Annotated in this window: 15 protein-coding genes and 1 riboswitch; of the genes, 2 read left to right on the top strand and 13 right to left on the bottom strand. The window is 68.4% G+C overall.

Annotated elements, in window-relative coordinates; translation table 11 throughout:
* Positions 1 to 19: 19 nt before the first annotated feature.
* A riboswitch (Fluoride riboswitch) is annotated at positions 20 to 123 on the bottom strand.
* Positions 124 to 208: 85 nt separating this feature from the next.
* The 10 genes from HWX39_RS05305 to HWX39_RS05260 form a co-directional block, all read right to left on the bottom strand.
* Positions 209 to 1,228, bottom strand: coding sequence for a chemotaxis response regulator protein-glutamate methylesterase (locus HWX39_RS05305; RefSeq protein ID WP_175965873.1), 1,020 nt, complete (start codon positions 1,226 to 1,228; stop codon positions 209 to 211).
* Complete coding sequence (locus HWX39_RS05300; protein WP_175965872.1) at positions 1,225 to 3,534, bottom strand: hybrid sensor histidine kinase/response regulator; 2,310 nt, start codon at positions 3,532 to 3,534, stop codon at positions 1,225 to 1,227. Before HWX39_RS05300 ends, HWX39_RS05305 begins: the two co-directional genes overlap by 4 nt.
* Entirely contained in the window at positions 3,531 to 4,238 is a 708-nt protein-coding gene (locus tag HWX39_RS05295; protein ID WP_175965871.1) for a chemotaxis protein CheW, read from the bottom strand. The genes HWX39_RS05300 and HWX39_RS05295 overlap by 4 nt, the downstream gene beginning before the upstream one ends.
* 46 nt (positions 4,239 to 4,284) lie before the next feature.
* Positions 4,285 to 5,691, bottom strand: coding sequence for a CheR family methyltransferase (locus tag HWX39_RS05290; RefSeq protein ID WP_175965870.1), 1,407 nt, complete (start codon positions 5,689 to 5,691; stop codon positions 4,285 to 4,287).
* Complete coding sequence (locus HWX39_RS05285) at positions 5,688 to 6,200, bottom strand: chemotaxis protein CheW (RefSeq protein ID WP_175965869.1); 513 nt, start codon at positions 6,198 to 6,200, stop codon at positions 5,688 to 5,690. Before HWX39_RS05285 ends, HWX39_RS05290 begins: the two co-directional genes overlap by 4 nt.
* Positions 6,197 to 7,873, bottom strand: coding sequence for a methyl-accepting chemotaxis protein (locus HWX39_RS05280; RefSeq protein WP_175965868.1), 1,677 nt, complete (start codon positions 7,871 to 7,873; stop codon positions 6,197 to 6,199). Before HWX39_RS05280 ends, HWX39_RS05285 begins: the two co-directional genes overlap by 4 nt.
* Positions 7,874 to 7,996: 123 nt before the next feature.
* Entirely contained in the window at positions 7,997 to 9,130 is a 1,134-nt protein-coding gene (locus HWX39_RS05275) for a hybrid sensor histidine kinase/response regulator (RefSeq protein ID WP_175965867.1), read from the bottom strand.
* A gap of 480 nt (positions 9,131 to 9,610) precedes the next feature.
* Complete coding sequence (locus HWX39_RS05270) at positions 9,611 to 11,194, bottom strand: Na+/H+ antiporter (RefSeq protein ID WP_175965866.1); 1,584 nt, start codon at positions 11,192 to 11,194, stop codon at positions 9,611 to 9,613.
* Positions 11,195 to 11,480: 286 nt separating this feature from the next.
* Complete coding sequence (locus tag HWX39_RS05265; protein WP_175965865.1) at positions 11,481 to 12,914, bottom strand: aldehyde dehydrogenase family protein; 1,434 nt, start codon at positions 12,912 to 12,914, stop codon at positions 11,481 to 11,483.
* Positions 12,915 to 12,943: 29 nt separating this feature from the next.
* On the bottom strand, positions 12,944 to 14,584 hold the full coding sequence (locus HWX39_RS05260; RefSeq protein WP_175965864.1) for an acetolactate synthase large subunit: 1,641 nt from the start codon (positions 14,582 to 14,584) through the stop codon (positions 12,944 to 12,946).
* Positions 14,585 to 14,943: 359 nt separating this feature from the next.
* Between HWX39_RS05260 and HWX39_RS05255 the strand changes: the two genes are divergently transcribed.
* Entirely contained in the window at positions 14,944 to 15,261 is a 318-nt protein-coding gene (locus HWX39_RS05255) for a type II toxin-antitoxin system RelE/ParE family toxin (RefSeq protein ID WP_244134914.1), read from the top strand.
* Between the two features lie 3 nt (positions 15,262 to 15,264).
* On the top strand, positions 15,265 to 15,564 hold the full coding sequence (locus tag HWX39_RS05250) for an addiction module antidote protein (RefSeq protein ID WP_175965862.1): 300 nt from the start codon (positions 15,265 to 15,267) through the stop codon (positions 15,562 to 15,564).
* A 48-nt stretch (positions 15,565 to 15,612) separates the two neighbouring features.
* On the opposite strand, the gene HWX39_RS05245 is transcribed toward HWX39_RS05250, so the two are convergent.
* From HWX39_RS05245 to andAb, 3 genes are all read right to left on the bottom strand, one after another.
* Positions 15,613 to 16,899 carry a DUF445 domain-containing protein gene (locus HWX39_RS05245; protein ID WP_175965861.1) on the bottom strand — a complete coding sequence of 429 codons (1,287 nt, stop codon included), beginning with the start codon at positions 16,897 to 16,899 and terminating at the stop codon, positions 15,613 to 15,615.
* 123 nt (positions 16,900 to 17,022) lie between these two features.
* The gene (andAa, locus tag HWX39_RS05240) at positions 17,023 to 18,243 is read right to left on the bottom strand and encodes an anthranilate 1,2-dioxygenase system ferredoxin--NAD(+) reductase (protein ID WP_175965860.1); all 1,221 of its coding nucleotides are present in this window, start codon (positions 18,241 to 18,243) and stop codon (positions 17,023 to 17,025) included.
* Positions 18,233 to 18,559 carry an anthranilate 1,2-dioxygenase ferredoxin subunit AndAb gene (gene andAb, locus HWX39_RS05235; protein WP_175965859.1) on the bottom strand — a complete coding sequence of 109 codons (327 nt, stop codon included), beginning with the start codon at positions 18,557 to 18,559 and terminating at the stop codon, positions 18,233 to 18,235. The genes andAa and andAb overlap by 11 nt, the downstream gene beginning before the upstream one ends.
* Positions 18,560 to 18,566 lie beyond the last annotated feature (7 nt).

Here is an 18,566-nt window from a genome sequence, read left to right as displayed (position 1 = left end):
CGACCTCCTGACGACCCAGGAACACGCAGGCATCATCAGCCGGGCTGACCGGCGGTTGAGGGCCGCACCGTGCGCAACGCGCCGGGTACGACCGCAGGGAGGCATGCCATCTCCGCTGGCCGCCATTGTACGCGACGCCCTGCGCCGCCCGCAATGCGGCCGCCGGCGCCCCGGAATGACGCGGCATCGCGGCGCCCGTCGGGCGCCGTCAGTCGCGCAGCGGCCGCGTGATGCGCGAGATCAGCTGAGGCGCGATCCGCTCGAGCGGCAGGATCGCCGATGCCGCGTTGATCGCCGCGGCCGCCTTCGGCATCCCGTAGACGGCGCTGGTCGCCTCGTCCTGCGCGATCGTGTAGCAGCCCTTCGCGCGCATCGCCTTCAGGCCGAGCGCGCCGTCGCGCCCCATGCCCGTCAGCAGCACACCGAACGCTTCGCCCTGCCAGCCATCCGCGACGCTGTTGAAGAACACGTCGATCGACGGCCGGTACGGCGTCTCGACCGGATGCCGCGTATAGCCGAGCACGCCCCGCGGCGACAGGTACAGGTGATCGTTGGTCGCCGCGAGCAGCACCTCGCCGGCCTGCGGCACGCTGCCCTGCCGCGCGACGCGCACCGGCAACCGCGTATAGCCGTCGAGCCACTCGGCCATCCCGAGCGCGAACGCCTGGTCGACGTGCTGGACGATCACGATTGCCGCCGGAAAGTCGGCCGGCAGCGCACGCAGCAACGCGGTCAGCGCGGTCGGCCCGCCCGCCGACGCGCCGATCGCGACGAGCGTCGGCTGGCCACGCTCAGGCGCCGGCCCCGGCGGCACGAGCGCCGCGCTCCGGCTTTCGAGCAGGCGGCCGATCTGGTCGATCTTTGCGAGCAGTGCCTGCGGCGACGCATCGGCCGACAGCCCGAGCGCGAGCGTCGGCGTGTCGACCGCATCGAGCGCGCCGGCGCCCATCGCTTCGTAGACCGACGACGTGTTCGCGCTGACGCTCGCCGTCACGATCAGGATCGCGCACGGCGAGCGCGCCATGATCCGGCGTGTCGCGGCCACGCCGTCGACCTTCGGCATCACGAGATCCATCAACACGAGATCGGGCGGATGCGCGACGCAGAAATCCACCGCCTCGTCGCCGTCGGTTGCGACCCACAGCACACGGTGGTCCGCGCGCAGCGCGAGCACGCGGCGCAGCGCCTCCACGGCGAGCGGCAAGTCGTTGACGATGCCGATGTTCATCCGCGCGCGTCCCCGATCAGGTCGTGGACGGCGTCGAGCAACGCCTCGTCGTGGAAGCTGCTCTTCGCGAGGTAGTAGTCGGCGCCCGCATCGAGCCCGCGGCGGCGATCCTCGTCGCGATCCTTGTACGACACGATCATCACCGGCAAGCGCTTGAGCATCGGATCGCTCTTGATCAACGTGACGAGCTCGATGCCGTCCATGCGCGGCATGTCGACGTCCGTGACGACCAGATCGAACCCTTCGCTGCGCACCGCGTTCCAGCCTTCCATCCCGTCGACCGCCACCGTCACGTCGTAGCCGCGCTTTTCCAGCAGCTTGCGTTCGAGTTCGCGCACCGTCAGCGAATCGTCGACGACGAGCACGCGGCGGCGCCGGTCGGCGAGCGCGAGCTGCGGATCACGCGTAAGCCGCGCGAGCTGCCCGCCGCGCACGAGCTTGTCGACCGAGCGGATCAGGTCCTCGACGTCGACGATCAGCACCGGGTCGCCGTTCTCGAGCAGCGCGCCGGCCGCGATGTTCTGGATCTTGTGCAGGCGGCTGTCGAGCGGCTGCACGACGAGCATCCGCTCGCCGAGGAAGCGGTCGACTGCGACGCCGTACAACTCGGGCTCCCCGCCGACCACCACGACCGCCGTGCTCGTGCGCGCGACGTCGGGCTCGCCCGCGTCGAGCAACTGGTGTGCAGCGACGAGGCCCGCGCGCCGGCCGTCGAACGGGAAATGCGGCTGCCCTTCGAGCACGTCGATATCGTCGTGTGCGAGTTCGAGCGTGCGGCGCACGTGCGCGAGCGGGAACGCATACGGTTCGCCGCCCACTTCGACGAGCAGGCTGCGGATCACCGACAGCGTGAGCGGCAACTGCAGCACGAAGCGCATGCCCGCGCCCGGCTCGTTGAAGATCCGCACCGCGCCGCGCACGCCGCGCACCATCTCCTGCACCGCGTCGAGGCCGACGCCGCGGCCCGACACGTCGGTCACCGCATCGCGCATCGAGAAGCCCGGCAGCAGCAGGAATTCGAGCAACTCCGGATCGGACAGCCGCGCGGCCGTCTCGTCGTCGGTCAAGCGCTGGCGCACGACGGCCGCGCGCAGCGCGTCCATGTCGACGCCCGGGCCGTCGTCGATCACGCTGACGAGCAGCGAGCCGGCGCTGTGACGCGCCTCCAGCGTCACGCTCGCCTCGGCCGGCTTGCCGCGCGCACGCCGTGCGTCCGGCGAATCGACGCCGTGATCGATCGCGTTGCGCAGCAGGTGGCCGAGCGGCGCGTCGAGCAGGTCGAGGATGTCGCGATCGACCTGCGTGCCCTCGCCGACGATCGAGAAACGCACCTGCTTGCCGAGCGAGCGCGCAAGATCGCGGACGATGCGCGGGTACGCGCGCGTCGCGTCGCCGAACGGCCGCATCCGGCACTGCAGCGCTTCGTCGTAAAGCTGCTCGGCGATATGCGTGCTGCGCCGCTCGAAGCGGTCGAATTCGTCCATGCGCTCGGCGAGCGAACGCTGCAGGTCGTTGAGCATGTGCCGCACTTCGTTCATCGACGCGAGCATGCCCGCGTCGAGATCGTCGGCGAATTGTTCGTATATCAAATCGAGCGACCGGGCCGCGTCGCGCTGGGCACGCTTCACGCGCAGCATCGATTCGGCGAACGGCTTGAGCCAACGCGATTCGACCAGCGACTCGCCCGACAGGCTCAGCAGCCGGTTCAGCGTATCCGCACGCACGCGGCGCATCGCACCGGCGCCGGCCACGCGGCCGGCCTGGGCCGGATCGGGCACCGGGCCCGACACGGCGAGCGGCGGCACCGCGGCGCCGGCCCCGACGGGCTCGTTCGCGGCGCCGTCGTGCTCGCGATACGGCACGACCGACGGCGGCACCGGCGGCGGGACGGCGGACGGCGCCTGCATCGTCTGCGCGCCATCGGCGCCGGTCAGCGCCGCAGCGAACACGTCGATCTCCGTCTGCGTCACGGGTTGCCCCTGCGGATCGCCGACGCGCACCAGCAGATCGACACCCGCCAGCAGCACGTCGACGTGCGTGGCCGTCAGTGCGATCGTGCCGGCCTGCGCGGCGACGAAGCACTCTTCCATCCGCCCCGCGATCTCGACGCCGAGCGGCACGCCGACGATGCGCGCGGCGCCCTTCAGCGAATGTGCGGCGCGCATGCATGCCTCGAGCGCGACGGAATCGGGTTCGCCCGATTCGAGCGCGAGCAGCCGCTCCGACAGCGCCTGGGTCTGCGTGCGCGTCTCCTCGCGATACAGCTCGAGCAGCGACAGGTGGCTCAGATCGTCATCGCCGCTCATCGCATGCTCCGTGTGACTGCGTCGAACAGGCGGTCGTCGTCGAGCAGGCCCACCGACTTGCCGCGCCACGACAGCACGCCGCGCGACAGGCCGGCGCTCGCGCGCCCGACCGTCGCCGGTACGGGCACCCAGTCGGAGGCGCCGAAGCGCAGCACGCCCTCGACTTCGTCGACCGGAAACACGACCGGCTCGCCCTGGTGCGCAGCCACCAGCAAGCGCGTGAAGCGGCCATCGTCACCGCCGCTGCCGCCCTTGCCGGCGCCGAGGCCGAGCAGCGCGCCGATCGAGATCGCGATGCGCAGCGTGCCGCGGATGTTGACCACGCCGCGCACGGCCGAATTGCGGCGATGCGGCAGCGAATGGATCGGCCGCGTGCCGGCGATCTCGCGCAGCACGCCGATCGGCAGCGCGAGCCATTCGTCGGCCACGCGGAATGCCAGCGCCGCGTGATGCGTATCGGCATCGGCGTCGTGCACGTGCGGCGCGCCGGGTGCGCTCATCCGGCGCGTGGTGTCGGCCATCTCGGCCCCGTCGAGCGGACGCTCGAGCAGCTTCGCCGCGTGATATGCGTACACCGGGCAGTTCAGGCAGCGCAGGCAGTCGTTCAGCCGCTCGCAGGTGCGGTCGCCGCGCGTGCCGATCCGGTTCCAGCAATCGTCGACGCCGATCGTCGTCTCGTCAATGGCAGCGGCGGCGCGGTTCATGAATTCCTCTGGTCATCGCGGTGTCGGTCCCCAACCCGTAGTCTTGTCAGCCGGCCGAGCGCCGTGCGCGCTCGAGCAGCCATTGCGCGCCCGCGCGATCGCCGCCGACGTCGAGCAGCGTCGCAAGATGGGTCAGCGCTTCGTGGTGCGTGGGCCGCAGGTACAGCGCCTTCCGGTAGAAGTCGCCGGCTTCCGCGGCGCGTCCGCGCGCATCCGCGATCAGCCCGTTCAGGTAGAACGCATCGGCATGCGGCCCGACGCGCGCCGAGAACTGCGCGAGCACGCGCTCGGCCTCGTCGAACGCGCCGGCATTCGCCAGCGCCTGCGCATCTTCCAGCGTCGGTGCGGCACTTTCGGCGGCCGGGGCGAGCGACGCGGCCGGTTCGGCCGCCGTCACCGGCAGGTCGCCCCGTGCGTCGAACGCGCCCGCGCGCACGGCCGGCGGCGCCGCGAACGCCTGACGCGTGTCGCCGACCCAGGCCGGCGGTGCGACCGCCAGCACCGAGCGGGTCGCCGCGAGCGGTGCCACCGTGAAACGCTCCGCGCGCCGATACGGTGCTGCCGCTGAGAACGGCGCCGCCGGCCGGGCCGCGAATACGTCGGGCACAGCGCCCGCGGTCTCGCGATGAAACGCGAATGCCAGCGGCACGCGTGCCGAGCGCATCCCGTGCCGCATCGCGACACCCGTCTCGGCCGGCCCGACGAACAGCACGCCGTCGTCGGCCAGGCGCTCGTCGAGCGAGCGGATCACGCGATCCTGCGCGTCGCGATCGAAGTAGATCAGCACGTTGCGGCAGAACACGAAATCGTAGCGAAAGCCCGTGTCCGCGGCCGGTTCGACGAGGTTCGCCTGACTGAACTGCACGCACGCGCGCACGCGCTCGTCGAGCAGCCAGCCGTCGCGGGTCGGTGTGAAATGCCGCGCGCGAAACTCCGTCGCGGTGCCGCGGAACGCGTTGCGCCCGTAGCAGCCGAGCCGAGCCTGCTCGATCGCGCGCGCGCTGAGGTCGATCGCGTCGATCGTGAAGCTGGCCGGGTCGAGCCCCGCGTCGAGCAGCGCCATCGCCGCGGAATACGGCTCCTCGCCTGTCGAGCACGGAGCACTCAGCACGCGGATCACCCGGCCGGGCAGCGCGGCGAGCCGCTCGGCCGCGAGCCGCGCGAGCGTCGCGAAGGCCTCGCGGTCGCGGAAAAACCAGGTCTCGGGCACGACGAACAGCTCGATCAGCGCACGCCGCTCGTCGGCCGACGCGTTGAGCTGCTGCCAGTAGGCGTCGAGCGCATCCTGCGTCACGGGCGGCCGCGCCGCCGACGGCAGGCGCTCGCCGTCCGCCTGCAGCGCGTGCACGCGTTCCGTCAGCGCGCGGGTCAGGAAATCGTTGCCGAGCGAATCGGGGTCGATGCCGGTCTCGCGCAGCAGCCAGCCGCGAAATCGCGATTCGGACTCTTTCATGCGGACTCTCCCCCATGGCCCGGCAGGCCGTCGAACAGATACAGGTGCGCCATGTCGTCGATCAGGTCGGATACCGATACCTGCTGCACGACCCCATCGGGCGTATTCGCGACGGGCCCGAGCCAGCGCGTGCGCGCGGTCGAGATGCCGCTCGACCGAAACGCCGCGCGGTCGATCCGCATCGTCTGCGTCGCACGCTCGACGATCAGCCCGATCGTACGCTCGCCGCCCGCTTCGTCCGTGCGATAGCGGACCATCACGAGCCGCGTCGAGCGCAACGCATGCGCGCGTCGCCCGAGCGCCAGCATCGGCACGTCGATCACCGGCACGGGCTGGCCGCCGCGCATCAGCAGCCCGGCGATCCATTCGGGGGCGCCGGGCACGGCCTTCGTGACCGCAAGCGGCAGCACCTCGTCGATGCCGGCCGCGTCGAGCGCATAGCGTTCGCCGTCGAGCGCGAATATCAGGAACAGCGCGTGAGCGCCGTGCTGCGTGTCGGCGCGCGTCACGCGTCGACCTTGAAGCGCGACACGCTGGTGCGCAACTGGTTCGCGACGAGCGTCAGGTCGTCGATCGCCTGCGACGACTGGCGCAGCGACTCGGCCGTCTGCTGCGCGGCCTCCGACAGCTGCGACAACGCCTGCGTGATCTGCTCGGCGCCGTTCGCCTGCGTCTGCATGCCTTCGTTGACCATCTGGAAACGCGGCGCGAGCGTCTGCACCTCGGCGATGATCTGCGACAGCTGCCCGCCGACCTGCTGCACGTCGAGCATTCCGCGGCGCACTTCCTCGGAGAACTTGTCCATCCCCATCACGCCCGCCGACACCGCCGACTGGATTTCCTTCACCGTCTGCTCGATGTCGTAGGTCGCCACCGCCGTCTGGTCGGCGAGACGGCGGATCTCGGTCGCGACGACCGCGAAGCCGCGGCCGTACTCGCCGGCCTTCTCGGCCTCGATCGCCGCATTCAGCGACAGCAGGTTGGTCTGGTCGGCCACCTTGGTGATCGTCGCGACCACCTGGTTGATGTTCAGCGCCTTCTCGTTGAGGATCGCGAGCTTCGCGTTCACCGAACCGGCCGCGTCCATCACGCTGCGCATCGTCTCGCCCATCCGCGTGAGCCCGCTCTGGCTCACGCCCGCGAGCGTCGCCGACTGCTCGGCCACGCCGGCCACCTCGTTCATCGTGCGCAACAGGTCGCGCGACGTCGCGAAGATCTCGCGGGAGGTCGCGCCGATCTCGGTCGTCGTCGCCGCGGTTTCGTTCGCGGTCGCCTGCTGTTCGCGCGACGTCGCGGCGATCTCGGCGACCGACGTCGTCACCTGCAGCGACGACTGCTGCGCGCGCGAGACGAGTTCGGTCAGCTCGTCGGCCATCCGGTTGAAGCCCGTCTCGAGTGTGCCGAATTCGTCGCGGCGGCGCAGGTCGAGGCGGCGCGTCAGGTTGCCGGTGCGCATCACGTCGTGCACCTCGACGAGCCGCGCCATCGGCACGGTGACCGAACGGAACAGCAAATAGCCGAGCGCGATCGCGGACAGCAGCATCACCGCCAGTGCGGTCGCGAGGACGACCTCGGTGTCCTGCACGGATTCGCGGATCAGCTTCGCGGACTGGTCGGCGAACTTGCGGTTCTCCTGCACCAGCGTATTGGCATTGCGCACGACCTCGACCCACACGGGCTGCACCTTCGCGTAGGCGGCAACGGCCTCGTCGTGCGATACGCGGTGTTTCTGCACGGCTTCGTTCAGCAGCGGCTGGTAGCGGTCGTAGGCGCTGCGAAAGGTCGCGAAACGCTGACGGTCGTCGTCGCGGAACGTCGTGTTCTGGTAATCGACCGACAGCGACTCGACCTCCTTCAGCGCGTCGGCGATTTTCGCGAGATCGCGCTGTACGGCTTCGGGGTCGGTGTCGACGAACGTTGCCTGCTGCAGCAGCGCGAACGATTCGTTGACCGAGCCGCGCAGCGACGCCGCGAGGTAGACGCCGGGCAGCGAGTCGCGCTCGATGCTGACGGCCTCGCTGTTGATCGCGCGCAGTCGCTCGTACGACACGCCGGCCGTCACCAGCATCAGCACGAACAGCACGCCGAAGCTGAGCAGGATGCGATTGCCGAGCGTCAGCCGGGCAGCGCCGATCGTCGGATGCAGGCTTTCATTGGTCGCGCGGGGCGTCACGGTGGCCATGTTCGTTATGGGCTTTATAAAATCAGCGTTGAAAAAATCCGCGCCCGCCTGCGCGCCGAACGGCGCGCCACGAGCGCATCGGGGTCTGCGGGCAGCGCGGCGCCGGCAGGCCGCGCCGCGAAATCACCGCTCCGCTTGCGCCGGCAGCCGAAGCGCGACCATGAAGCCGCGCGCCGTATTGCGCATCAGGATCTGGCCGCGATGCCGCGCCGCCGTCGCGCGGACGAACGCGAGCCCGAGGCCGAAGCCGCCGCGCGCCGCGCCATGCGCGGATTCGAGTTGCACGAACGACTCGGTCGCGGCCGTGCGCTGCTCCGGCGCGATCCCGGCGCCGGTATCCTCGACACCGATCAGCCATGCACCGTCCTCGCTGCTCAGCGTGCAGTGCACGTCCGTGCCGGCCGGGCCGTACTTCAGCCCGTTGTCGATCAGGTTCGCGACCGCGCGCGTCAGCATCATGCGGTCGCCCATCGTCACGCATTCGGCATCGGGCACGTGGCCGACGACCCGGCTGCCAAGCCCGGCCGCCTTCTCCCACAGCTGGTCGACGGCATCGAGCACGATCTCGTTGAGACTCACCACCTCGTGCGCGCGGCGCTCGGACTGCGCGCGGGTCAGGTGGATGAAGCCGTCGGCAAGCGCGAGCGCGCGCCGCGCATGGCCGGCAATGCGCTCCATGATCGCCGGCATCTCGCCGTGCTCGCTCCGGTAGACGTCGAGCAGCGCGAGGATCGACGTCTGCGGCGAACGCATGTCGTGCGACAGGAAATCGAGCGCCTCGTCGCGCTGCCGGGACATCAGGTAAGAATTCGAGTGATAGCGGATGCGGGCGGCCAGTTCCATCGCATCGGGGAGCTTCACCAGGTAGTCGTTCGCGCCGGCGATGAATGCCTCGCGCTTGACGATCGGCTCCTCCTTCGCGGACAGCACGATGATCGGCACGCGAGCGGTGGCGGCGTCCGCGCGCCACGCGCGGACCAGATCGAGGCCGTCGATCTCCGGCATCACGAGATCCTGCAGGATGACCGTCGGCTTCACGTCGCGCGCGACCGCCATCGCCCGGTGCGCGTCGGTGCACACGTGCAGGTCGATGTCATGTTCGCTGCGCAGCGCGCGGCGGATCACCTCACCGACGAACGGTTGATCGTCGACGAGAAGGACCGATAACCCCGATTCAAGACAATCCGAGGCATTATCACCGCTCGATTCTTTCATGAATACAGTTTCAAACGCCGATTCTCCAATCGATTCTTTCATAGGAGTTGCTTATCAGACTTGGACGCTATCTTATTTTGGCGGTTGAAAAACCCGCCTGATTTTGCCGATTTGGCCTGTCGGCACTGCCTTGCAGGGCTCCGGACGCCGATTTCTCCCCGTTAGCGGCCGCATTACCTCCGCATCCTTTCTCTCAATAAACATAACCGGCTGATTCTAAATGAAATTAGAACACAGCATCTATCTCCTTCCGGTTTAGTTTTGCCAAATATGCAGAAAGAGACGGAAAGAGTTAAATCAGATCATTTCCGGATTCGAAAGACGATAACGTTTGCGAGACCGGTGCGATAAGGTTTGCATGCGCCGCAAGGCTGCTTGCCCGCCACATTTGAGGGCCGGATGAAAATCCCCCCAATCGACGGGCGCGCGAAAAAAAAGCGCGCCGGACCGCGATCGGACCGGACGCGCTTCGAGCCGGCTGGCGCCGGCCGCTCGATGGCGGTATGACGCAGGCCTGCGGCCTTACCCGCGCGCGTGCTGCGCGGACACTTCCTGCAGGTCGAGGTCGCGTTCGAGTGCGTGCAGCATCTCGTCGTGGATGTGGCCCGAACGGTGCAGGCGCAACAGTTCCGCACGCCCGGCCTTGATCGCGGCCAGCACGACGTCATAGTGTGCGGCACGCACTTCTGCCGGATACGCGGGCTCGTTCTTCGCCCGCTCGGTCAATTCCGCGCGATAGGTGTACTGCTCGAGCAGGCGTGGATGGATCACGACCCCGTTCTCGTCGCGCACGAGCGGCTGGATCGCCGCGAGCTGCGCCGCCTCGACGTACGCCCACGTCTGCGGCTCGGTCAGGTGGTGGGCCGCGCGTTCTTCGCGCTGCGGCAGGCGCAACAGCCGGATCAGCGGCCCGATCGTCGTGCCCTGCAGCAGCACGGTGACGAGGATCACCGCGAACGACGCGACCAGGATCACGTCGCGGCCGGGCATCGCCTCGGGCAGCGACAACGCGATCGCCAGCGTGACGACGCCGCGCATCCCGGCCCAGCTCATGATCGTCGCGGCCTTCCAGTCGGGCGCTTCACCGCGCCGCGCGATCCCGCGCACCGGCCACTTCAGCGCCTCGACCGCGTAAATCCACACGAAGCGCGACACGATCACCGCCGCCAGCACCGCGAGCATCGGCGGCACCATCGTGGCGAGCACCTGCTCGAAGCCGCCGAGCCGGTGGATCGCGCCGCGCAGCGACAGCCCGATCAGCACGAACACCATCGCTTCGAGCAGGAACACGATGACCTGCCAGAACGCGGTGCCGCGCGTGCGCACGGCCGCCGAGAACACCTCGTGCTGATGCCAGCCGATGATCATGCCGGCCGTGACGGTGGCGATCACGCCGGACACTTCGGCCATTTCCCCCGCGATGTACGCGATCCAGCCGGCGATCACCGCAACGGTGATCACGAGATAGTCGTCGTCGAGCAGCTTCAGGAACCACACGACGAGCTTGCCGACCGCAAAGCCGATCGCCACGCCACCGAGCCCCAGCTCCGCGAAGCGCACGACCGCGTGCTCGAGGCTGAACGCGCCGGTCAGCGCGGCCGCGACCGCGAAGCGGAACAGCACGAGGCCGGCCGCATCGTTCAACAGGCTCTCGCCCTCGAGCAGCACCATCAGCCGGCGCGGCAGCGCGACGCGCTCGAGCACGGCCTTCGCTGCAACGGCGTCGGGCGGCGACACGATCGCGCCGAGCGCGAAGCACGCGGCCCACGGCAACGACGGCGCCACCCAGTGCACGGCGAATCCGACCGCGAACGTCGTGAACACGACCGCGCCGATCGCGAGCAGCAGGATGCCGCCGACGTGGCGCTTGAACTCCTCCCACACCGAGAAGTACGCGCCGTCCATCAGCAGCGGCGGCAGGAACACCAGCAGCACCAGTTCGGGGTCGAGATTGATCGGCGGCAGGCCGGGGATGAACGCGATGCCGATGCCGCCGATCAGCAGCGCGGCCGCGGGCGGCAGCCGCAGCCGCTTGGCGATGCATTCAAGCGCGACGATCGCGAGGAATGACAACAAAACCAGCTTGAATGCCGAGACGGGAGACATGAATCGACCTCGTGAAGAATGAATTCGCGCTTTCCGGCGTCGTACCCCGGTCGGCAGTTTCGCGCGATTACATCACGAGGCGAGGCCCGCAGTCGAGCGCGTTCGGGCGGCCCGCCGCGTGCCGCGGGCACCGTGCGAGCCGGCGCCGGCCCGACGTGCACGAGGTGCACGAGGTGCACGAGGTGCACGAGGTGCACGAGGTGCACGACGCCATGAAAAACGGCACGCGGGCCGGCCCGATCGCCCGCCTGCGTGCCGTCGCGGCGCCGCGCTGCCTGCCCGCGCGTTACCGGCGCCGCACGACCATCAGCCGCGGCTCGGTCATGTCCTCGATCGCGTAGCGGATCCCTTCGCGGCCGAGCCCCGAATCCTTCACGCCGCCGTACGGCATGTTGTCGACGCGGAACGACGGCACGTCGTTGATCACGACGCCGCCGACCTCCAGCTCGTCCCACGCACGCTGCGCATGTGCGAGCGAATCGGTAAACACGCCGGCCTGCAGCCCGAAGTCGCTGTCGTTCACGCGCGCGAGCGCATCGTCGAAGCGGTCGAATTTCTCGAGGATCGCGACGGGGCCGAAGGCCTCCTTCCGGTACAGGTCCTGATCGTGCCCGACGTTTTCGAGCAGCGTCGCCTCGAACATCGCGCCATCGACCTTGCCGCCCGCGACGATCTTCGCGCCCGCCGCGACGGCCGCATCCATCCAGCCCGACAGCCGGCGCGATTCGGATTCGGAGATCATCGGGCCGACGAACGTCGACGGATCCTTCGGATCGCCCATCTTCAGCGAACGGGTCTTCGCGATCAGCTTTTCCCGCAACGCGTCGTACAGGTCGGCATGCACGAGGACCCGCTGCACGCCGATGCAGCTCTGGCCCGACTGGTAGTACGCGCCGAACGCGAGACGCTCGACCACGTAGTCGAGCCGGTCGCGCTGGTCCGCGTCGACGATCGCGGCCGCGTTGCCGCCGAGCTCCAGCACGACTTTCTTCTTGCCGGCCTTCTCCTTCAGCGCCCAGCCGACGGCCGGCGAGCCCGTAAACGACAGCAGCTTGAAGCGCTCGTCGGTCGTGAAGAGATCGGCGCCGTCGCGATGCGCGGGCAGTACCGAGAACGCGCCCTTCGGCAAGTCGGTTTCGGCGAGCACCTCGCCGATGATCAGCGCGCCGATCGGCGTGCGGCTCGCGGGCTTCAGCACGAACGGACAGCCGGCCGCGAGCGCGGGCGCGACCTTGTGTGCGGCGAGGTTCAGCGGGAAGTTGAACGGCGAGATGAACGAGCACGGGCCGACCGGCACGCGCTTCGTGTAGCCCGTATAGCCCTGCGCACGCGCGGAGATCTCGAGGTTGATGATTTCGCCGTCGATACGCACCGATTCCTCGGACGCCACGCGGAACGTGTCGATCAGCCGCGTGACTTCGCCCTTCGAATCGTTGATCGGCTTGCCGGCCTCGATGCACAGCGCCTCGGCCAGCTCGTCGAAGCGCTCGCGAAAGCGCGCGACGCAATGGTCGAGCACCGCCTGCCGCTTGTAGGCCGGCAGCTCGCGCATCGGCTTCGCGGCGGCAACCGCCGCGCCGATCGCCGCATCGATCGCCTTCGCGTCGGCCAGCGCGACGCGCGTCGCAACCTCGCCGCTGAACTTGTCCGTCACTTCCAGATCGGTGTTCGCGTAGACGGCTTCGTTGGCGAGGTAGTACGGATAGGTTTCCTTCAACATGGAGCGGCTCCTTCCTGTGAACGGGACATTCAGAGTTGCGCCGACAGGCGCTTGATCTCGCGGTTCAGCACGCGCTCGTTGTCCGAGTAGTCGATCGGCACGTCGATCACGTGCACGCCCGGCGACGAGAAACACTCGCGCAGCAGCGGCTCGAGATCGTCGGCCGATTCGACGCGATGCCCGTGCGCGCCATAGCTTTGCGCATACGCCACGAAGTCGGGGTTCTGCAGCGTCATCGCGAAATCGGGGAAGTTCATGTTCTCCTGCTTCCAGCGGATCATGCCGAACGCGTCGTCGCGCAGGATCATCACGACGAGGTCGAGCTTCAGCCGCACGGCCGTTTCGAGCTCCTGCGAATTCATCATGAAGCCGCCGTCACCGCACACGGCGATCACCTTGCGCTGCGGATGCACGATCTTCGTCGCGATCGCCGACGGCAGCCCCGCGCCCATCGACGCGAGCGCGTTGTCGAGCAGCAGCGAATTCGGCTCGTGCGCGCGCCAGTAACGCGCGAACCAGATCTTGTACATCCCGTTGTCGAGACAGACGATGCCGTCGACCGGCATTGCGTTGTACAGATCGTTGACGATTCGCACCGGGTACATCGGGAAGCGCGCATCGTGCTGGCCCTTCTCCAGATGGGCGTCGAAATGCGCCTTGATCATCGCGAAGCGCTCGAAATCCCAGTGCGGCTGCGGCGCAAGCGCCTCCTTCATCTGCCACACCGCATTCGCGATGTCGCCGACCACCTCGATCTGCGGGAAGTAGACGGGGTCGACCTGCGCACCGAGGAAGTTCACGTGGATCACGGTCTTGTCGTCGGTACGCATGAAGAACGGCGGCTTCTCGATCACGTCGTGGCCGACGTTGATGATGCAGTCCGCATGCTCGATCGCGCGGTGCACGAAATCGCCGTCGGACAGCGTCGCGTTGCCGAGCCACAGCGGGTGCGTCTCGTCGATCACGCCCTTGCCCATCTGCGTCGTGAAGAACGGGATGCCCGTCTTGTCGACGAATTCGAGCAGCATCTTGCAGGTGGTCTTGCGGTTGCCGCCCGCGCCGATCATCAGCAGCGGATGGCGCGCGGCCTGGATCGCGTCGACCGCGTGCGCGACCGCCTTCTCCTCGGCCACCGGCCGCCGGCTGAAGCTGCGCGGAATCGGCTTGCCGTCGCCCTCCTCGTGCGCGATGTCTTCCGGCAGTTCGAGGTGCGCGGCGCCCGGGCGCTCTTCCTCCGCGCGGCGAAACGCCTCGCGCACGGCCGACGGGATGTTGCCGATCGATACGATCTGCCGCGTGAACTTCGTGAGCGGCTGCATCATGTCGACGACGTCGACGATCTGGAAGTGGCCCTGCTTGCTCGACTTGATCGGCTTCTGCCCGGTGATCATCAGCATCGGCATGCCGCCGAGCTGCGCATACGCGGCGGCCGTCACGAAGTTCGTCGCGCCGGGCCCGAGCGTGGCGATACACACGCCGGTGCGGCCCGTCAGGCGGCCGTAGGTGGCGGCCATGAACCCGGCCGCCTGCTCGTGCCGGGTCAGCACGAGCTTGATCTTCGATCGCCGCAGCGATTCGAGCAGATCGAGGTTTTCCTCGCCGGGAATGCCGAACACGTACTCGACGCCTTCGGCTTCCAGCGCCTTCACGAACAGATCCGATGCTTTCATGGGGGACTCTCGGTTGATGCCGCCTGCCCGGCCTACGGACGCGCGGCGTTCAGAACGCGCGCCGGCCTACGGCACGCGGACGCTTTACCTACTGGACACAAACCACGGCACTTCCCGCCACCTAATGCACGCAATGCGCGATGCGCGGCGGCGCCCCCGGATACCGGAGGACAAACGGACCCGCCCGTGCGCGGCGAGCGCGCACGGGCGGCAAAGACGTGATTGATTGTAGACGGATTCGGAAAACTTCGACTTCGGCCGAACGGCCATTTGGCGCGCAAACGAAGCTGGCGGCCCTAATGTAGCGGCTGCGGAATAGCCCGATACATCTGTGAACCATGGTTGACATACTGCAATCAATGCCCTACAGTGCGCCTACGTTCAGCATCCGGACCACCGACGTCTTCGACGCATGGTTTGCCGGCCTGGCGGATCGCGTCGCGAAGCGCCGCATCCAGGCACGCATCGACCGCCTGTCGATGGGCAATCCGGGCGACTGGAAATCCGTCGGCTCGCCGGTCGTCGAAATGCGTATCGACCACGGTCCCGGCTACCGCGTCTACTACGTCCGGCGCGGAACGATCTGGGTCATCCTGCTCTGCGGCGGCGATAAATCGACGCAACAGGCCGACATCCGCGCCGCGCACGCGATGCTTGCGCATCTCGACATGGAGTAATCGATGGACAAGATCCACACCCGGCCGTGGGATTCGGCCGACCATCTGAAAACCGAAGACGACATGGCCGACTACTTCGAAGCCTGCCTGCAAGAAGCCGGCGACGATCCGGCCTTCATCGCGCACGCGCTCGGCGTGATCGCACGCGCCCGCGGCATGTCGCAGGTCGCGCGCGATGCGGGACTGTCGCGCGAAGGGCTGTACAAGGCGCTGTCGCACGACGGCAACCCGAGCTTCGGCACGATCCTGAAGGTCATCAAGGCGCTCGGCCTGCAACTGCACGGCTCGAAAGCGCACGCGTGATGCGTGGGCGCGCGCCATCGCGCCGTCTGCGCGATGGCCGCGGCCGCATCAATGCAGCCAGCCGGCCGCCCAGCGCGGCACCAGCGACACCAGGTACAACCCGAGCCCGATCAGTCCACCGACAAGCGTGCCGTTGATGCGGATGTACTGCAGATCCTTGCCGATGTTCAGCTCGATCTGCCGCGACATCTCGCGCGCATCCCAGTTGCGCACCGTGTCGCGAATGTGACGCATCAGGAAATCCGCGAAATCCGGCGCCATCTCGTGCACGGCCTTCTCGACGTGCTCGTTCAGCGACGCGCGCAATGCCGGGCTTTCCGCCAGCCGCGCACCGAGCCAGCCGCCGAGCAGCGCGGCCTGCCGGTGCAGCGCCGAGTCGGGGTGCGCGAGATCGGCCTTCAGCCATTCGCGCAACTGGTCCCACAGATCGCGCGCATATTCGTTGAACGCGGCACCGTCGCGGATATACCGCTTGATCTCCTCGCCCTTCTCGATGAACGCGGGATCGTGCTTCAACCGCTCGGTCAAGCGCACGACCGTCCGGTCGAAGCGCTGCCGCAGCTCGTGCTCGGGATCCGCCGCCACGCCTTCCAGCACGCGGCTCACCGCGCTCGCGAGCATCCGCGCGCCGTTCTCGCCGAACCACTGCGTCGGCATGATCTTCTCGACCTTCGGGTACTGTGTCTTCAGCCATTCGACGATGAAGCCCGCGATCACCTCGCGGTTCTCCTCCTTGTCGAGCACGTCGACCACCTGTTCGATCGCATCGTCGAGCAGCGCCTGGTGGCGGCCGTCCTTCGTCAGCGTGTCGAGGATCGCGCCGGCCGATTGCGACAGGTCGACCCGGTCGAGCACCGCGCGAAACGCGTCATGGACGAACGACTGGATCCGCGCGTCGTCGGTCATGTCGAGCGCGAAACTCATCAGCTTCGTCACATAGCCGCCGAGCGCATCGGTGTTCGCCGGCTCGCCGAGCCACGCGCCGAGTTTCTGCGCGGGGTCGTGCTGGCGAATCTGCGCGGCGAGCGCATCGGGGCCGAGGAACTTCTCGCGCACGAACACCGCGAGGTTGTCGGCGATCTTGTCCTTGTTCTTCGGAATGATCTCGGTATGGCGCGATACGAACGGGATCGGCACGCGGCGGAACAGCGCGACGACCGCGAACCAGTCGGCCAGCGCGCCCACCATCGCGGCTTCGGCCACGGCCTTGAAGCCGTCGACCCACGGGCCGCGCGGCAGCAGGATCGTCGCGACGAACACCGCGACCGCGGCCAGCAGCAGCCACAGCGCGCGGCGCTTGCTGCGTGTCAGTTCAAGGGCTTTGTCTGGCGTCATGGGCAACCGGTCGGGCGAACGATGCCGCTAATATGCACCGGTTGCGGTGCCGCCGACAAACATTGCGACGCCCATCGGGCGGGCGGCATCGTCAGCATGCCGGGCCGGACGACCATGCGGCTGCTACAGGAACGTCTTCAGGTTCACCGCCGGATCGGCGAGCTTCACAGGATCGGGCACCGCCCCCGCCGCGATCAGCCGGCGCGACGCGCCGATGTCGCGCCCCAGGTTCGCCGCGGCCACCGCGACGATCTTGCCATCGTCGCCCAGCCCGAACACCGTGAACGGCCCGCTCGCCGGATCACCGCGCACGACGGTCGTGCATTCGCTGCCGAACAGCCCGAGCATCTGCAGGTTGCAGTCGTACTGATCGGACCATAACCACGGCAGCTCGGCATAGCTTTCGTCGGCCCCGAGCAGGTTCGCGGCCGCGACGGCCGGCTGGTTCTCGGCGACCTGCCACGATTCGATCCGCACGTGACGCCCGAGCAGCGGATTGAAGTGCATCGTCACCTCGCCCGCCGCGAAGATCGCGGGATCGGTCGTGCGACAGCCCGCGTCGACGCGTATCCCGTTGTCGACGTCGAGCCCGGCCGCCTGCGCAAGTTCGACGTTGGGCACGACACCGATGCCGACCACGACGATATCGGCCTGCACGTCGCCGCGATCGGTCTCGACGATCGCACCGCCGGCCGGTGCACGACGAATCGCACGCGGCAGCGTCGCCATCTGAAACACCACGCCGCGCGCGTCGTGCAACTGACGCGCATACGCACCGACGACTTCCGGCAACGCACGCTGCAGCAACCGGGGCGCCGGATCGATCACCGTCACGTCGCAACCGAGCTGGCGCGCCGCCGCCGCGACCTCGAGGCCGATGAAACCGCCGCCGAGCACCGCGACACGGCGGCCCGGCGCGAGTTGCGCGCGCAACGCACGCGCATCGGCAACCGTGCGAACGTAATGCGGCTCGACGCCTTCGTCGATCGCGCCGCCGAACCTGCGCACCCGCGAACCCGTCGCGAGCACGAGCCGCGCGTACGGCAGCGTCGCGCCGTCGTCGAGCCGCACGCGCCGCGCGTCACGCTCGATTGCATCGACGCGCGTGCCGAGCCGCAGCTCGATGCGCTGTGCGTCGTACCACGCCGCGTCGCGCACGAACGCGCGCTGCTCGCCGCCGTCGCTCATCAGCGCATCCTTCGACAGCGCGGGCCGGTCGTACGGCAGCTCGCGCTCCGCGCCGATCATCACGATGCGCGCGGCGGCGTCGCGCTCGCGCAGCGCTTCGGCCGTGCGCCGGGCCGCGTGGCCCGCGCCGACGATCACGAACGGATCAGCCGACATTGACTTCCACCTGCCCGTCGACGATCCGGATCGGATAGGTCTTCACCGGCTCCGTGATCGGCGCGCATTTCGGCGCACCGGTGCGGATGTCGATCAACCCCTGGTGCAGCGGGCATTCGACGCAACCGTCCTCCACATAACCTTCGGACAGCCGCGCATGGCCGTGCGTGCAGAGGTCGTGCATCGCGAACAGCTCGTCGCCGATCCGGAACACGGCGATCGGCTTCTGGCCGGCCACACGCGCGGCCGGTTCGTCTTCGGTGAATTCGTCGTAAGCGCCGAGCGGGTGCCACTCGGCGAGCGTTGCTTCGGTCATGTCGGTT

It is taken from the genome of Burkholderia sp. BCC0322 (assembly GCF_902833045.1).
In the GTDB taxonomy this organism is placed as follows: domain Bacteria; phylum Pseudomonadota; class Gammaproteobacteria; order Burkholderiales; family Burkholderiaceae; genus Burkholderia.
This window is presented reverse-complemented; position numbering and strand designations above follow the sequence as displayed.